We start from the raw sequence: 14,899 nt of genomic DNA on the forward strand, positions 1-14,899 counted from the left end.
GGCCGTCATCCTACCGGGCAGTCAGGTGAGTTGGAGTAGACCCCGCAAGAGATCCCTGCTCTGCGCAGGGTTCGGACTGTCCTCCTGCAGCCGCGTCATCGCCCGCTCGTACTGCCCGACTTCCTCCGGCTTGTCGACGTACAGGGCACTGGTGAGCTGCTCCAGGTAGACGAGGTCGGAGAGATCTGACTCGGGGAAGCGCAGCATCGTGAAGGAGCCGCTCTCGCCCGCGTGACCACCGAAGTTGAAGGGCATGACCTGGAGTTGGACATTGGGTCGCTCGGAGATGTCGATCAGATGCTGCAACTGGCCGCGCATCACGGACCGGTCGCCGTACGGACGGCGCAGCGCGGCCTCGTCGAGCACACAGTGCAGCTGCGGGGCGCGCTCGGCTATCAGCAGCTTCTGCCGCTCCTGGCGCAGCGCCACCCGGCGCTCGATCTCGGCCTCCGGCGCACCGGGCATGCCCCTGGCGACGACGGCGCGGGCGTACTCCACGGTCTGCAACAGCCCGTGCACGAACTGCACTTCGTACGCGCGGATGAGAGAAGCGGCTCCTTCCAGACCCACATATGTCTGGAACCAGCCGGGAAGTACATCGCCGTAACTGTGCCACCAGCCCGCGATATTGGCCTCCCGGGCCAGTGCGAGCAGCGCCTCGCGCTCCCGCTCGTCGTGCACGCCGTACAGCGTGAGGAGATCCTCGACATCACGTGCCTTGAAGCTCACCCTGCCCAACTCCATGCGGCTGATCTTCGATTCGGATGCACGGATCGAGTAGCCGGCCGCCTCGCGGGTTATCCCACGGGATTCGCGCAGCCGACGGAGCTGCGACCCCAGCAGGATCCGCCGAACCACCGACCCGCTCGTCTCACTTGCGGACACCTTCAGACCCTCCCGTGGCCCACCCCGCCCAACTGTGCGCCGCAGTCTGCCACGTTCATGCTTCGTTGAGTGCTCATCCGGTTACTGATATGTGAGGTCCTCCCAAGCCCTCCACAAGAATACGCAGGAAGAATTACGACGGAACCGGTACGGCCTTACCCATTCAAGGCGCGTGCACGTGCATCTGCCCTTGCATCTGGCGTACGCATTGGGAACCATGGGCTTCGCACGCATGCACGCTCGTGAAAGATCCGCCAGATCCGCCAGATCCGTCCATCCGGTCAGGATCATGACGTCCGCGAACGCCAGGAGTGCCTCGCATGGGGACCAGGGTTTTGACCATGATCGAGCCCTTATGGCAGGGCCTTCCGCCCGTCGACCCCGTGAGCGTCTCCGGATCCGTGTCGTGCACCCTGCCGCCCCGGTACGAATCGGTCAGCGGCGCGCGGAAGTTCACCCGCGACACCCTGCAGGGCTGGGACCTGGACGAACTCTTCGACGGGGTCGCCCTGGTGGTCTCCGAACTGGTCACCAACGCCCTGCGGCACGCGGTCCTCGCCGCCCCGGAACTCACCGACGGCACCCCGCCCGCCCGGCTGCATCTGATGCGCTGGTCCTCCCGGCTGGTCTGTGCCGTACGAGACCCCAGTGACGCCTCGCCGGTCGCCGGGGAGGCCGACTCGGCCGACGAATCGGGCCGCGGGCTGTACCTCGTGGACTCCTTCAGCGACAGCTGGGGCTGGCACCCGATGGCCGGCGCCTCGCCCGGCAAGATCGTCTGGGCGCTCTTCCGCCTGCCGTAGCACTCATACGCCCTGGTCAGAGCCTGAGGGCCTGTCGTTGCACCCGGTCCGGATGCAACGACAGGCCCTCAGTCGCGTACGAGGTGGTCGAACTCGCCGTCCTTGATGCCGAGCAGCATCGCCTCGACCTCGGCCGGCGTGTAGACGAGCGCCGGGCCGTCCGGGAAGCGGGAGTTGCGTACCGCGATATCGCCCCCGGGCAGCTTCGCGAACTCCACGCACGAGCCCTGGGAGTTGCTGTGCCTGCTCTTCTGCCAAGCCACGTCGTGGAGATCCGTTGCGGCCATGCCGTTGTATGCGTGGGGCACTGGAGTCTCCCGGTGATAACTGGTGTCAACTGCCCGGGATCATAGCTTCGTTCACATGCGGATGCATGCGCAGATGCACGTGCACGACAGCCGGTACCGGCCCGGTCACAGCTCGTCGAGCGCCTTCTGCGAACGCTCCGTGACCATCGGCCGCCATCCGCCGCCCAGGATGCGGTGCCTGCACCTGGTACGGGTCATCGGGGTCAAATCCCTCATGCACGAGGGAGAGACGGGTGCCGCGCCCATCAGGTTCCAGGGGCAGGTGATCGTCCGGTCCGCGCGGTCCGCCGGGCCGCCCTCGGAACCTCTTACCTACCCGTCTGCCGTACGCATCACCGCGACGAGTACGGCAGCAGCGCCATCTCCCGGGCGTTCTTGATCGCACGGGCCAGCTGCCGCTGCTGCCGGGCCGTGACCCGGGTGACCCGGCGGCTGCGGATCTTGCCGCGGTCGGAGATGAACTTCCGCAGCAGATCGGTGTCCTTGTAGTCGATGTAGGTGATCCCCGCCGCGTCCAGCGGATTGGGGCGGGGCGTGGACTTCCGGCGCGGGTCGGGCCGACGAGCCATGAGAGATTCCTTACGGGTACGGAGAAGAGGCCGGTTTCCAGCGGGGTCCGACCGGCTTACGAAACGGGATCGAGGAGTTCGTCGAAAGCGGGCGGCAGGCTCTTCCAGGCATGCGGCCCGCCCGCGTACTCCGCGTCGGTGAGCAGGCAGGACTCCAGCAGGGACGCAAGCCCCTCGCGGTCCAGTCCGGGCGAGACGAAGACCAGATGCTGGGCCCGGTCGCCGTGCTCGGGGTGCCAGTCCAGCGCGGCCGCGGCCCGGCGCATCGGCGGCACCATCTCCCAGGCGGCGTCCGGCAGCGAGGCCAGCCACGGCCCGGAGTTCTCCACGCACAGGGCGCCGCCCGCCGCGTCCCAGGACAGCAGCGTGTCCGGCCGGTCGGCCAGCCAGAAGCGCCCCCGGCTGCGCGCGGCCGCACAGGTCAGGTCCTCCAGCGCCGCATAGAGCCGCTCGGGGTGGAAGGGCCGGGTGTGCTGCCAGACGAGCGTGGTGACGCCGTCCGCGTCGGCCTCCTGCGGCAGCAGCGCGCAGGCCGGATGCTGGCGCGCCGCGGCCGCCTCCACATCGAAACCGGCCATCGCCGCAGCCGCCAACTCACCTGATTCGACGTCGACTTGCCGCGCCATCGGATGCATCTGCGCGAGCAGCGCCAGGTCGGCCGGCTCAGCGGCCTCCTCCCCCGCCGCCAGCGCCAGCACCGGCGCGTACTCCAACTGCCGCGCCCAGGTGTCCGCGACGGTGCGCCGGTCGGACGCCGCGGCCGCGAGCCCGGCCTCGGCGAGATCGTCGCCGCAGCCGAGGTAGGGCAGCACCAGCGCCGGATCGACGGCCGTGATCACTCCCGTCAGCTCGAGATTCTCGCTCCCGCACGCGGTGACCACCTCGGCCATCGCCCTCGGCTCGACCGAGTCCCACAGCTCCACGACCGCCAGCCGGCATGTACGGCCGGCGGCCAGCCGCTCCAGCTCGGGGACGAGGTCCTCGCGCAGCGCGCAGCAGGCGCAGTCGTTGACCAGCGGCGCCTCTCCGGTGTCGAGCGTCCCCCCGGCGTCCCGGACCGTCCGCCGGACGGTGCCTTCGGCTGCCGCGGCGAGGTCGTGATGGAGGGCGACGCTGCCGGGCACGGAGCGCAGCAGCCGCTCGACGGCGGCCTGCCGGGCATCGGCGTGCAGGCCGCCCACCAGCACGACGTTGAGCCGGTCCATCAGCGGGACCCGCTCTTGCCGTAGCGGCGCTCGAACCGCTCGACGCGGCCGGCGGTGTCCATCACCCGGGCGGTGCCGGTGTAGAAGGGGTGGCTCGCCGAGGAGATCTCGACGTCGATGACCGGATAGGTGTTGCCGTCCTCCCACTCGACGGTCTTCTCGCTGGTCGCGGTCGAACGGGTCAGGAAGGCGAAGTCGGCGGCCCGGTCGCGGAAGACGACGGGCCCGTACGCGGGGTGGATCCCAGGCTTCATCGGGGCTCAGCGCTCCTCTCGGAAAGTGACATGACGGCCGACGACCGGGTCGTACTTGCGCAGTTCCAGTCGGTCGGGGTCATTACGGCGGTTCTTGCGGGTCACGTAGGTGGTTGGGGCCTCCCCTGCTCGAACGAAGTGGAGAGCTTGGGGAACGGTGCCGGCGGTGGACCGGAGCTTGACGACCGGACGTAGTTCGTTGCGGGCCATGCAGGTAGTATACGTAAATGATTTCCATTTTCAATAAGCCTCCTCAGGGGGCACCGACCGGAGGGACCGCACCTTGTCCGCCCACTGCCAGCTGACCGGCCGCAAGCCGGGCTTCGGCAACTCCGTCTCCCACTCGCACCGCCGCACCTCGCGCCGGTTCGACCCCAACATCCAGCGCAAGCGCTACTGGCTGGAGAGCGAGGGCCGGCATGTCCGGCTCACGCTGAGCGCCAAGGGGATCAAGACCGTGGACACGATCGGGATCGAGGCGGCCGTCGCCCGTATCCGCGCACGAGGGGAGAAGGTCTGATGGCCAAGCAGAGCAAGATCGCCAAGAACGGGAAGCGACGCGCGGTGGTTGCCCGGTACGCGGCCCGGCGCGCGGCGCTGAAGGCCGTCATCCGTCATCCGCACACCTCGGCCGAGGAGCGCATGGCCGCCCAGTGGGAGCTGTCCCGCCAGCCGCGGGACGCCAGCGCCACCCGTGTCCGCAACCGCGACAGCGTCGACGGCCGCCCGCGCGGCTACTTCCGCGCCTTCGGCCTCTCCCGCGTACGGCTGCGCGAACAGGCCCACGCGGGCTATCTGCCGGGCGTCCGCAAGTCCAGCTGGTAGACCCCCGACCGACCGTCCGCCCCGGGCCCACCCCCTGGACCGGGCGGCCGGACCCTTCGGGTCATACTGGACACACCGTCCGCATCCCCGTACGAAAGCGAGCGCGCCGTGCTCCGCAACGCCTTCGAGCCCTGGCACCTGATCCTGGTCATCGCGGTCCTGGTCCTGCTCTTCGGCTCCAAGAAGCTGCCCGACATGGCGCGCGGCCTCGGCCGCTCGCTGCGCATCCTGAAGTCCGAGGCCAAGGCCCTCAAGGACGACCGCCAGGATTCCGCGCCCACCCACTGACCGCCGGCCGGCGTCAGCTGTCGCCGCCCTCGTCGATCAGCCGCCGCACCTCACGGTCGACCAGCCCCAGCCGGGCCTCGGCGACCAGCGGCACGGCCCGGCGCTGCCGCCGCGCCTCGAAGGGGTCGATGTCGACGGTGACCAGCGCGGGCTCCCATTTGGGCGCCTGCGCCACCACCGACCCCCGGGGGTCCACCACCCGCGACCCGCCCCAGAACGTCGCGCCGTGCTCGTTGCCGACCCGGTTGACGAACACCACCCAGCACTGCAGCATCCGCGCCGTGTAGGACAGCAGCGTGTCCCAGTACAGCCCGGTGTCCATCGCCTCCGGGTCCAGGCTCGCCGCGCTGTTGGTCGGCACGAACAGCACCTCGGCACCGTCCTGCACCGCCAGCCACGGCAGCACCGGCTGCCATGCGTCATTGCACACCAGCGTCGCGCCCCGCCCCCCGCCCGCCGCCTTCGTCAGGTCGTACGCACGCAGCGACTGCCCAGGACTGACGTGCTTGCGCTCCTCCCAGGCCAGGTAATTCGGGAGATAGAGCTTGCGGTGCGCGTGCAGCAGCGCACCGTCCGCGTAATGCGCAGAGGTGTTATAGGCGCGCAGCGAGGTGTGCTCATGGAAACCGACCAGCACATCGGGCCCCAGCGTGCTGAGCTCCAGCAGCCGTGGATCGCGCGCCTCAATGGAGGAATCGCGCTTGAGCGCGCCCAAGTGATAGCCATGCAGGCTCAGTTCGGGGAAAACGACGAGATCGGCGGCCTGAGCCGCCGCCTGCGCTATCTGCTCGCGGGCGTGGTCGAGGTTCTCCGCCACCTCGCCCAACACACAGTCCGTCTGCGCCAACGCTATGAGCATGGCCCACACCTCACCGATTGGGCACTTCTACGACCTTAGTCACAATTTTGCCAGAGGTGAGGCACTACGGCCTAGGGGTGCGAGACAGGGCCTGACCTGCGCTTTCCGAGCGTGCGACGAGAGCGGCCGGCCGCGACGGGAGAGCCGCCCGCCGCGGGCAGGACGCCGGGCCCGCCTCCGGGCCGCGGCCCGGAGGCCGCCGCGGATGCGCGGGACGAATCAACAAGGCGCCCGGCAACGGGAGTTCCCAGGCCCGTGCCGCTCACCCCCTCCGCCACACCCGCACCCGATCGTTCAGATCAACCACGACGACCCGACCGCTCTTCCGGTCCGGGCAGTACAGCTTCAGGTTGTGCGCCAAGCAGTGCCGCCAGGGGACGCCTCTCGTCGGCGCCGGCGGATCGGCCGGAGCCTGCGCCGCCGCCACTCCCGGGAGCGATAGCACCACGGCCGCGGCGATCACTGCCGGCACCGCGGCACGTCCGGCAAGCTTGCCCATGCTTCTCTCCTCGCGCGCACGAAATGGGACCTCGTATGGGTACCGCCCACGCACCGCGCTCACCCGCCGCAGTCCGCCGGTGCGCCCGTTGGAGTCCTCTGTTCGCGCACCTGCCGCAGCCCCGCTTCCCCGCCACGGAGACCTGCGCTAGCGCCCGTCCGCCGATGCTCTCCCGCTCCGCTTCAAACCCCCGCGAAGACCGGTCCCCACCAATGAGCGAATGAACGATCCTTCCCGTGCCGGACCCGCCCCTCACACGTTGATCCGCACGGTCCGTCGTACGACCGCCGGGTAGCTTCCAGCCGCAGCACCCAGCGGCACGAGTACGACGGTATGCGGTCGGGTCGTCCGGTGATGCCGACGGCCGCCCGACCGGGCGCGCACAGGCCGAGCGGCCCGCCGGACCCGCTCGGCCGGCCGCCGAGTCCCCGCCGCGCCGCCGGTTCACCTCCGGCGCGACCGGCGCAGAAGCAGCGCCCCCGCGAGTACCAGCCCGCCGCCCACGCCCGCCGCCACGCCCACCTGCTGCGCGCCGGTGGACGCCAGCAGCGCCGACCCCGCCGACGCCCCGGCCCGCGCCACCGCACCCACCCGCGGCGCCCGCGCGGAGTGCGCGGCGCGCCTCCCCATGTCCGGCTCCCGCCCGCCATCCGGGTCCCGGGCCGCATCCCGGGCCCACCCCTCCCCCGACCCGGCACCCGGCGTCCGCTTATCCGGCGCGTGCGGCCCGATCGGCGCGCGCGACGCCCCGTTCCCACAGGAGGCGCCCATGGCCGCGTTGAGCAGCCCAACGGCGTCAACGGTGTTGTCGCAGGCAGGGACCGGGCCCTGCACCGGCGCCTGCGCCGCGTTACCGACCGGCCCCCCGGGAGAAATCGAGGCACCGCCCCTGGCGGCGGCCCCACGGGACCCGCCCCAGCCCCCGCCGGGACCGACTCGGTGCGACCGCCCACGCCCACCGCCCGCGCCGCCTCCCGCCCCGTCCCCGCAGGAGTTTGCCGTCGCGAGAGTCAACACACCCGCCCCGTCCGCCGAGTTACCGCACACGTTGACCGGTGCGTCCACCCCCACCTGGACGGAGATCCCGGACAGCACACCAGGAGAGTTCGCGGCGCCCCCCTCCGCGCCGGCGTCCGCGAACACGGGACCGCCGCTCGCGCCGAGAATGCCCCAGGCCACCGCAGCAACGAGCACGCACTTCTTCAGGCTCAGGCTCCGTCGCATGTCCCATCTCTCGTCTGCAGTCGTTGCGTACGGGCCACCGCCCGCCGGCCGCCCGGAGTCACAAGTGGTGGACCGGACACGGCCGTTGACCATCAGTGGTTGTGCACACCGTTGCTGGTCCGTACGCCGGCTCGGCACCGTTGCCGTTGACTGCGGAGGTGCCGTGGCCGTCACCGGTCGCCACGGCCTGGGGCGCGGCCGCAGCGGACATTCCGGCCGGCTCGGCTGCGCCCGCCGTCATCCTCTTCATCACGCAAAACCCTTCGGGGAAGAAACTCCCGCACGGAGCCCTATTCCAACAACCCGCCACACGGACCTGGGTTCTGTCCCCTCACCCGAACAGATGGGGATCGGTCTTCCGAAAATACGTCAGCCGCCTTTATAGCGACGCCCGCTCACCCGAATGCCACACCCACCACCGCCCCAATTGGATGCACCTTGGCGTATTCATCCGTCACACGGAACGACAAGGTCAGGCGGCCTGCTCTGAGCCGAATGAGAAAAACGATAGGAGAGTGAGATATTGCGGCTGGTCAACGTTATTCGCAGGGTGGCAGTGAGCCATTCGCGCACCTCGGAACGGAGCCTGCCATGCGCATGTCCCGGAAGGCCGGTCTGCTTGTCCCCACCGCCGTCTGCGGCGTCCTGGCCCTGGGCGCCGCGGGCACGGCCCTCGCGTCCATCGACGACGCCCCGGCCCGCCCCGGCGGCGTCGCCGCGCCGGACGCCCCGCTCCCCGGCACCGAGGCGGTCGCCGGCCAGGCCAGGTCCCTGGCCCTGGCCTCCGGGGTGCTCAAACCCGTCACGGACCTGATCACCTCGGTCCTCGGCGTCCCCGGCGGCAAGCTGTGGCCCGGCCAGGCCGACCGCCTCGCCAAGTCCGTCAGGGACGCCATCGACACCGCCCGGCAGACCGGGCCCGCGGCCCCGGTGGTGCCGCCTGCCACGCCCGCCGCCCCCGAGGTGCCGCCCGTCTCGCGACCCGACAACGGGAAGCGGGCGAAGCCCGGCAGGACCGCCGCCGCCCTCAAGGCGAACGCCCTGGCCGACCTCCAGACCAAGGCGAGCGCACTGTTCAAGGCGTCCGCCGCGGGTGACCCGGCCGCGATCACCCGTGCCCTCAGGGCGACCGTCACCGGTCTGGTCAACGTCATCGTCAGCACCACGCTCGGCAGCGGCTTGCCGGCCCCCGACCTGCCGGGCCTGCCCGCGCTGCCCACGCTGCCCGACGGGGTCCGCTGACCGCGGAGTTCCGCCCGTCCAGGGCCGACCGCGGACCGGCAACAGGGCCCACGCTGCCAGACGACTGCTTCACCGACCCTGTTTCTGTTTCCGGCCCGGCATGCCAATGCCCTGGCAACCCCATCAATCTCGCAAGGGCATTGGCATGCGTCCCTCCACACAACCTCTATAACGACCCGATACGGCCCACTTCAGTAACGAGCGAATAACAATTCCGTGCCCTGGTGGCCGGTCATTTTCGCGCGGCACTGGGCTCGCTGTTCGTACCTGCTCCGCCGAATGCACGGACGACAAAACCCGGGTCGCCCAGCAGAAGGAGCTCTGGGCGACCCGGGTTCCATTCGGCCGGTCAGTGGTTGTGGGCGCCGTCGGGGAGAGCAGGGAGCCGTCATCCAGTAGGTGCGACAACGGCTCGTCACTCTTGGCCTGCGTCGAGTTCCCGGTGCACTCCTGATTCTGCGGCGAGTACAGCACGTTGGTGTCTTTGTCTCCGGTCCGTCTCGCCGATCAGGGTGGCCACCTGAGATATCAGCGCCGATTCACCCGGGGACAGCCTGCATGGCCGGTGCAGATCACACGACTTCCGCTACTTACCTACCGGCCTGCCGCCGAGCAGCGGAACCTTCTTGCCGGCCTTCTTGGCGGCCTGCTTCGTAAAGTGATCCGCGATCTGCTTCGCAGCCTTCTTGGCGACCTTCTTACTGACCTGCTGGCTGGCCCCCGTGGCGCCACCCAGCAGCTTCTCCTTCTCATTCTTGACGGCGTTGGCCGCGCCATTCACCGTCGCGACCAGCGGATGGATTTCGTCGCCCTTCAGCTGGGGGCCGCTCAACGCGTCCGACACCCCGCCGTGGAGGCCCTTCGGACCGCCGGAATTGACGGCGAAAGCGGGGGCGGCCGCGCCGAGCGCAATGACGGAACCCACGACAACCGCAGCAGACTTCGCGTACTTCACTTTGAACTGTCCCTTCTCAGGCGGTGCTGGACGAGATCGCGACGCCAGCGTCGCGGGAGCATCTACTTCGCTCCTCGGATCACCGCTTTGCCTTCCCAACGATTTCCGAGTGCCGAAAGAAACTCCGGAGTTCCCGGTTCTTGGTAGCGCCACCCGAAAGGTGCGCGCCGTTCGCGTTTCGTGCGGCCGGGACCGAACACCGGTCGGCCCCGGCGCGCATGGTTTGCACACCGGGGCCGACCGGAACGAAGCGGCTCGAATTCTGTCGAGTCAGCGGTTAACGCACTTGTTGCCGAACGCCGGGTTGAGCAGCGCGAGGAAGTTGGCGGTGTTGCCGCAGACGTTGATCGGGATGTTGATCGGCACCTGAACGGAGTTGCCGGAAATCACACCCGGGGAGTGCGCGGCGACACCCCTGGCTCCCGCGCCGGGACCCGACCCATGGTGGTGGTGCCCCGAGCCGGCGAACGCGGGCGCAGACGCGCCGACTGCCATGAGCGTGCCGACAGCGACTGCGGCCGCCTTTGCGTACTTCACTTTCAGCCCTTCCTGCAGCGGGTCCATAGCGAACACGACCGTCGTGTCGCACGGGCGGTAACCTGCTCGCCCGTAACTCCGCTGCGAATATTGGTAACGATTTCTCCGCGCTGACGAAACTCCCGCGGAGAAGTTTTTGAAAGAATCGCCCGAACGATGCAAATCAGTTTCGGGAGACCGCCACCACACATACTGCGCGGGAAAACCAGCGCAGTTCGCCAGCCGAAGGGCCCACCGAATTCGAACTGCTACCGAAATGGTGGATCGAGAATTCCCGGCCCTACGGTTCGCGATGTGGCACCGCCGGCCCCGGACCACTGATGAGGGCTCGCGGTCCGGTCCTACGGCCGATGACTGGATCAGTGATTACCGACACCATTGGCGTCGTTCGCCTGGACATCGTCCAGAAAATCCTGACCCGTGATTCGGCATGAAGCCGGTGACGGAGCCGGCGTTCGCCTTGGCGGGCGGACCGGCGCAGGGTTTGTTGAGCGGACCCTGGATGCGTCCGAGGGGCGACGCGGTAACGAGCGGGCCCCGTCACACCAAGGGCAGGTACCGAAACACGTACCGGCCTTTGATGGCGAAAGACCCGCCCGGCACCCGGGCGGGCCTTTCCCGCCAAGCGGCGCTCACTTGTTGATGCACACGTTGCCGAACGCCGGGTTGAGCAGTGCGACGACGTTGACGGTGTTGCCGCAGACGTTGACCGGCACATTCACCGGGACCTGGATGAGGTTTCCGGAGACGACGCCGGGGGAACCCACCGCGGTACCAGAGGCATGGGCGCCGCCCGAACCCCCGTGGGCCGCGGCAATGCCGGCCCCGCCCATGACGGCGATCCCTGCGGTGGCGGACAAGGCAACGGCCTTCGAGAGAATCTTCACGGCAAACCTCTTCACTGAGCAGCGATCAGAACCTGTTACGCGCCGCCTGGAGCGACAAGCTGCTCAACGCGCCAAAACGGGCAAAAGTAGTGCGGCCAATCGGATGAATGTGCCGTTCCGGGTCGCCGGGGGCGCGGCGATGTCGTCGATCGCGTCGCCACCCACAGCCACCTCCGCGACGCTGTGCGTTCGCCATCGCCACAGGTCAGCGCCGCACACCGCCGATTGTCAGTGGCGTCGTGCAGATGGAGGCTCTCGGGGAGGCCGTCGTCGACATCTTGGAGGGGCAGGTGCTCGCCCGGCAGGAGCTGACGGAGACGGTGGTGGCGCGCTGCGGCCTGGAGGGCATGGGCGAGCACTGCACAGGACGCGAGCGGCCACTCGTCGTGCGTACGGGCTAACGCCACGGGGGGCGAATGCGCTGGTCAGGGGGATTGTCAGACCCTGGTGCAAGACTCGGGGTCATGAGATGGGCGGTGGTGGAGACGGGCGACGGGGGTGCTCGTCTCTGCCCGCTCGCCCCCGACGGCCGGCCTGCGGGACCGGTGCTGGAGGAGCCGTCGCTCGCCGAGGCCGTGCGGGCGCGCCCCGAGGTCGAGCGGTGGGTGTGGCGGTCCACCGCGGAGACGTACCGGCGGCTGCTGGCGGCGGGGGTGCGGGTCGAGCGCTGCTATGACGTGGAGGCCGCCGAGTCGCTGCTGATCGGACACGAAGAGGGGCAGTCGGGCCAACCGCGCTCGCTGGCCGCCGCCTGGGCGCGGCTGCGCGGCCTGCCGGTCCCGGAGGACGCGCCCGCGCGGGCCGCCGAGACCCAGCCGTCCCTGTTCGAGCCGGGTCCGGTGCCGCTGCCGCCCGGCACGGACGAGCTCGCCGCCCTGCTGGAGGTGTATGCCGGCCAGGTGGCGCGTACGGCGAAGACCGAGCATCCGGAGCGGATGCGGCTGCTGCTGGCCTCCGAGTCGGCGGGGATGCTGGTCGCCGCGGAGATGTCGCGGGCCGGGGTGCCCTGGCGCGCGGATGTGCACCGCAAGCTGCTGGACGGGCTGTTGGGCGAGCGCTATCCGGGCGGACTGGAGCCACGCCGGATGGCGGAACTGGCCGAGGAGGTGTCCCGGGCCTTCGGGGCGGGCGTGCGGGTGCGCCCGGATCTGCCGAACGAGATCATCAAGGCCTTCACCGGCGCCGGGATTCCCCTCACCTCGACCCGCAAATGGGAGCTCCAGCAGATCGACCATCCGGCGGTCGCACCGCTGCTGGCGTACAAGTCGCTCTACCGCCTGCACACCGCCCACGGCTGGGCTTGGCTCCAGCAGTGGGTGCACGACGGCCGGTTCCGCCCCGAATACCTCCCCGGCGGCACGGTCTCCGGCCGCTGGACCACGAACGGCGGCGGCGCGCTGCAGATCCCGAAGGTGATCCGGCAGGCGGTGCTCGCCGACCCGGGGTGGCGCCTGGTGGTCGCCGACGCCGACCAGATGGAGCCGCGGGTGCTGGCCGCCGTCTCGCGCGACCGGGGCCTGATGGAGGTGGCGGGCAGCGGCGAGGATCTGTACGCCGATCTGGCCGCCCGTGCGTTCGGCGGCGACCGTGCCCAGGCCAAGCTCGGCTTGCTGGGCGCCATTTACGGCCAGACCTCCGGCGACGCTCTCAAGCACATGGCCGACCTGCGCCGCCGCTACCCGGCCGCGGTGGCGTATGTCGACGATGCGGCGCGCGCCGGCGAAGAGGGCAGGCTGGTGCGCACCTGGATGGGGCGCACCTGCCCGCCCGCGTCCATGGCGGCGCCCGACGAGGCGGGCCTGCCCCAGGAGGAGGACCCGCCCGCCGGCTACGGCAGCAGCTCGGCGGCCCGCGCCCGCGGCCGGTTCACCCGTAACTTCGTCGTGCAGGGCAGCGCTGCCGACTGGGCGCTGCTGATGCTGGCCGCGCTGCGCCGCTCGCTGTCAGAGGCGGGGCTCCGCGCCGAACTGGTCTTCTTCCAGCACGACGAGGTGATCGTGCACTGCCCCGCGGAGGAGGCGGCGACGGTGTCCGAGGCGATCACGGCGGCGGCCTCGGCGGCCGGCCGGATCGCGTTCGGGGAGACTCCGGTCCGATTTCCGTTCACCACGGCTGTGGTGGATTGCTATGCGGAAGCGAAGTGAGGGGCGAAGGGCAGGGCCGTAGGGGCCAAGGGGGGCGTAGAGGCCGGGGCGTAGGGGATGCCCAGGGTGTAGGGCCGGGTGGGTGACGGGGGTGCGGTGGGTGACGGGGGTGCGGGACGGCCCGCGCGATGACGTCCAGCGGCAGCACCGACGGGACGGTGTCGGTGGTCGACTGCACGATGGGGCAGAACACAGCGCGTACGCCGCGCGTCTGTCCATGCGATCCGAGGAGCTACCGCATGCAGGTCCATCCCGAACTCGTCCCGTTTCTCCCTTCGTTGCCGCTCTCCTCCGCCAACCCGTATGAGGACATCGAGGCGACCCGTGACGGGTTCCGTGCGTTGCTGGCGGCGCGTCCGGCCGACCGGTCCGGCGTGCGCAGCGAGCGGTACGACATCCCGCGGGGCGACGGCAGCGCGCTGACGGTCGAGGTCTACCGACCGCAGGACGGGGCCGACGGCTCGCCGGAAGGCGCCGAAACCGGCTCCCCCAGGGGCCTGTTGCCTGCCGTGTTGCACTTCCATGGCGGCGGGTACGCGATCGGGCGTTCACTGCCGGGGCAGGACCGCACGGCCCTGGCGCTCTGCCGTGAACTGCCCGCCGTCACCATTGCCGTCGAATACCGGCTCGCCCCCGAGCACCGCTATCCGGCCGGAGTGGAGGACTGCCATCTCGCCCTGGAATGGACCGCGAAGCGGGCGGCCGAGCTCGGCATCGACCCCGAACGGATCGCGATCACCGGGAAGTCCGCCGGCGGCGGGCTGAGCGCGGCCGTCGCCCTGATGGCCCGCGACCGCGGCGGTCCGGCGATCGCCTATCAGTCGATGTGCGTCCCGGATGTGGACGACCGGGTGGGCCAGGAGCCGGCGGACGCGGGATCGGTGGCGGCATCCGGCCCGGGCGCGGACCTGCGGGCGGCCAGTCGGCGGACCGTCCGGCTGGCGTGGGAGCACTATCTGCCCGAGGGGACGGCGGCGGACGCGTACGCCGCGGCGGCCCGCGCCACGGATTTGTCGGGCCTGCCGCCGGCTTACGTCCTGGTCTGCGACCTGGATGCGCTGCGCGATACCGGCCTGGCGTATGCGCGGCGCCTGATGGACGCGGGCGTTCCCGTCACCGTCCGCAATGTGCCCGGCGCCTGGCACGGCTTCGAGATGTACGCCCCGGAGACGCGGGTGGCGAAGGAGATGACGGCGCATTGGACGGGGCATTTGAGGGAGGCGCTGTATCCGGGGACGGAGTAACGGCCTTGGTGTAGAAGGCAGTCAGGCCAGTCGAGACAGGGTAGTGGCAGGTAGTAGGTCGGTAGGTAGCTCTAGGTAGTGACCTGAGTCGGAGATTCTTCGTTGGTTTGGTGTGAATCATCGTGGCCCGAAGATCCCGCCGTTGTCGGTAACGGATGCCCAGCAGGCCGT

General features: G+C 70.0%; 20 protein-coding genes and 3 pseudogenes. 8 read left to right on the forward strand and 15 right to left on the reverse strand.

Annotated elements, in window-relative coordinates; all coding sequences use genetic code 11:
* Positions 1–21 precede the first annotated feature (21 nt).
* Positions 22–885 carry a helix-turn-helix transcriptional regulator gene (locus AB0I10_RS17105; RefSeq protein WP_363153261.1) on the reverse strand — a complete coding sequence of 288 codons (864 nt, stop codon included), beginning with the start codon at positions 883–885 and terminating at the stop codon, positions 22–24.
* 320 nt (positions 886–1,205) lie between these two features.
* On the opposite strand from AB0I10_RS17105, the gene AB0I10_RS17110 reads away from it, so the two are divergent.
* Positions 1,206–1,688, forward strand: a complete 483-nt coding sequence (locus AB0I10_RS17110; RefSeq protein ID WP_363153262.1) for an ATP-binding protein — start codon at positions 1,206–1,208, stop codon at positions 1,686–1,688.
* A gap of 68 nt (positions 1,689–1,756) precedes the next feature.
* On the opposite strand, the gene AB0I10_RS17115 is transcribed toward AB0I10_RS17110, so the two are convergent.
* From AB0I10_RS17115 to rpmG, 6 genes and pseudogenes are all read right to left on the reverse strand, one after another.
* Complete coding sequence (locus AB0I10_RS17115; protein WP_363153263.1) at positions 1,757–1,996, reverse strand: DUF397 domain-containing protein; 240 nt, start codon at positions 1,994–1,996, stop codon at positions 1,757–1,759.
* A 105-nt stretch (positions 1,997–2,101) separates the two neighbouring features.
* Positions 2,102–2,252, reverse strand: a pseudogene (locus AB0I10_RS17120) (SRPBCC domain-containing protein); the annotation flags it as partial.
* A 76-nt stretch (positions 2,253–2,328) separates the two neighbouring features.
* Positions 2,329–2,565: a 30S ribosomal protein S18 gene (gene rpsR, locus AB0I10_RS17125; protein ID WP_363153264.1), complete on the reverse strand. Its 237-nt coding sequence runs from the start codon at positions 2,563–2,565 to the stop codon at positions 2,329–2,331.
* Between the two features lie 56 nt (positions 2,566–2,621).
* Positions 2,622–3,770 (reverse strand): GTP-binding protein, encoded by a 1,149-nt coding sequence (locus AB0I10_RS17130; protein ID WP_363153265.1) that lies wholly within the window; start codon positions 3,768–3,770, stop codon positions 2,622–2,624.
* Positions 3,770–4,024 (reverse strand): type B 50S ribosomal protein L31, encoded by a 255-nt coding sequence (locus tag AB0I10_RS17135; RefSeq protein WP_363153266.1) that lies wholly within the window; start codon positions 4,022–4,024, stop codon positions 3,770–3,772. Before AB0I10_RS17135 ends, AB0I10_RS17130 begins: the two co-directional genes overlap by 1 nt.
* 6 nt (positions 4,025–4,030) lie before the next feature.
* Complete coding sequence (rpmG, locus tag AB0I10_RS17140; protein ID WP_363153267.1) at positions 4,031–4,234, reverse strand: 50S ribosomal protein L33; 204 nt, start codon at positions 4,232–4,234, stop codon at positions 4,031–4,033.
* A gap of 73 nt (positions 4,235–4,307) precedes the next feature.
* On the opposite strand from rpmG, the gene rpmB reads away from it, so the two are divergent.
* The 3 genes from rpmB to tatA all read left to right on the forward strand — a co-directional run bounded on the left by rpmB (position 4,308) and on the right by tatA (position 5,137).
* Complete coding sequence (gene rpmB / locus AB0I10_RS17145; protein ID WP_363153268.1) at positions 4,308–4,544, forward strand: 50S ribosomal protein L28; 237 nt, start codon at positions 4,308–4,310, stop codon at positions 4,542–4,544.
* Positions 4,544–4,849 (forward strand): 30S ribosomal protein S14, encoded by a 306-nt coding sequence (rpsN, locus tag AB0I10_RS17150; protein WP_363153269.1) that lies wholly within the window; start codon positions 4,544–4,546, stop codon positions 4,847–4,849. The genes rpmB and rpsN overlap by 1 nt, the downstream gene beginning before the upstream one ends.
* A 108-nt stretch (positions 4,850–4,957) precedes the next feature.
* Positions 4,958–5,137: a Sec-independent protein translocase subunit TatA gene (gene tatA / locus AB0I10_RS17155; RefSeq protein ID WP_363153270.1), complete on the forward strand. Its 180-nt coding sequence runs from the start codon at positions 4,958–4,960 to the stop codon at positions 5,135–5,137.
* A gap of 13 nt (positions 5,138–5,150) precedes the next feature.
* Here tatA and AB0I10_RS17160 read toward each other — a convergent pair whose 3' ends face one another.
* The 4 genes and pseudogenes from AB0I10_RS17160 to AB0I10_RS17175 all read right to left on the reverse strand — a co-directional run.
* Positions 5,151–5,996, reverse strand: a complete 846-nt coding sequence (locus AB0I10_RS17160) for a nitrilase-related carbon-nitrogen hydrolase (protein WP_363153271.1) — start codon at positions 5,994–5,996, stop codon at positions 5,151–5,153.
* Between the two features lie 262 nt (positions 5,997–6,258).
* Positions 6,259–6,495, reverse strand: coding sequence for a hypothetical protein (locus AB0I10_RS17165; RefSeq protein WP_363153272.1), 237 nt, complete (start codon positions 6,493–6,495; stop codon positions 6,259–6,261).
* Positions 6,496–6,939: 444 nt separating this feature from the next.
* Positions 6,940–7,125 (reverse strand): LPXTG cell wall anchor domain-containing protein, encoded by a 186-nt coding sequence (locus AB0I10_RS17170; protein ID WP_363153289.1) that lies wholly within the window; start codon positions 7,123–7,125, stop codon positions 6,940–6,942.
* Between the two features lie 132 nt (positions 7,126–7,257).
* Positions 7,258–7,812 (reverse strand): annotated as a pseudogene (locus AB0I10_RS17175) (chaplin); the annotation flags it as partial.
* Between the two features lie 498 nt (positions 7,813–8,310).
* On the opposite strand from AB0I10_RS17175, the gene AB0I10_RS17180 reads away from it, so the two are divergent.
* Positions 8,311–8,961, forward strand: a complete 651-nt coding sequence (locus tag AB0I10_RS17180; protein ID WP_363153273.1) for a hypothetical protein — start codon at positions 8,311–8,313, stop codon at positions 8,959–8,961.
* A 372-nt stretch (positions 8,962–9,333) separates the two neighbouring features.
* Here the strand turns inward: AB0I10_RS17180 and AB0I10_RS17185 are convergent.
* The 4 genes and pseudogenes from AB0I10_RS17185 to AB0I10_RS17200 all read right to left on the reverse strand — a co-directional run.
* Positions 9,334–9,447: pseudogene (locus AB0I10_RS17185) on the reverse strand (RdlA protein); the annotation flags it as partial.
* A gap of 100 nt (positions 9,448–9,547) precedes the next feature.
* Positions 9,548–9,916, reverse strand: a complete 369-nt coding sequence (locus tag AB0I10_RS17190; protein WP_363153274.1) for a hypothetical protein — start codon at positions 9,914–9,916, stop codon at positions 9,548–9,550.
* Between the two features lie 270 nt (positions 9,917–10,186).
* Positions 10,187–10,453: a chaplin gene (locus AB0I10_RS17195; RefSeq protein ID WP_363153286.1), complete on the reverse strand. Its 267-nt coding sequence runs from the start codon at positions 10,451–10,453 to the stop codon at positions 10,187–10,189.
* A 632-nt stretch (positions 10,454–11,085) separates the two neighbouring features.
* On the reverse strand, positions 11,086–11,334 hold the full coding sequence (locus tag AB0I10_RS17200) for a chaplin (protein WP_363153287.1): 249 nt from the start codon (positions 11,332–11,334) through the stop codon (positions 11,086–11,088).
* Between the two features lie 251 nt (positions 11,335–11,585).
* Between AB0I10_RS17200 and AB0I10_RS17205 the strand changes: the two genes are divergently transcribed.
* The 3 genes from AB0I10_RS17205 (at position 11,586) to AB0I10_RS17215 (ending at position 14,728) form a co-directional block, all read left to right on the forward strand.
* The gene (locus AB0I10_RS17205) at positions 11,586–11,741 is read left to right on the forward strand and encodes a hypothetical protein (protein ID WP_363153275.1); all 156 of its coding nucleotides are present in this window, start codon (positions 11,586–11,588) and stop codon (positions 11,739–11,741) included.
* A gap of 63 nt (positions 11,742–11,804) precedes the next feature.
* On the forward strand, positions 11,805–13,484 hold the full coding sequence (locus AB0I10_RS17210) for a bifunctional 3'-5' exonuclease/DNA polymerase (protein ID WP_363153276.1): 1,680 nt from the start codon (positions 11,805–11,807) through the stop codon (positions 13,482–13,484).
* Between the two features lie 239 nt (positions 13,485–13,723).
* A complete protein-coding gene (locus tag AB0I10_RS17215; protein ID WP_363153277.1) occupies positions 13,724–14,728 on the forward strand; it encodes an alpha/beta hydrolase in 1,005 nt (334 codons plus the stop codon).
* Positions 14,729–14,899 lie beyond the last annotated feature (171 nt).

Source organism: Streptomyces sp. NPDC050636 (assembly GCF_040654775.1).
Lineage (GTDB): Bacteria > Actinomycetota > Actinomycetes > Streptomycetales > Streptomycetaceae > Streptomyces.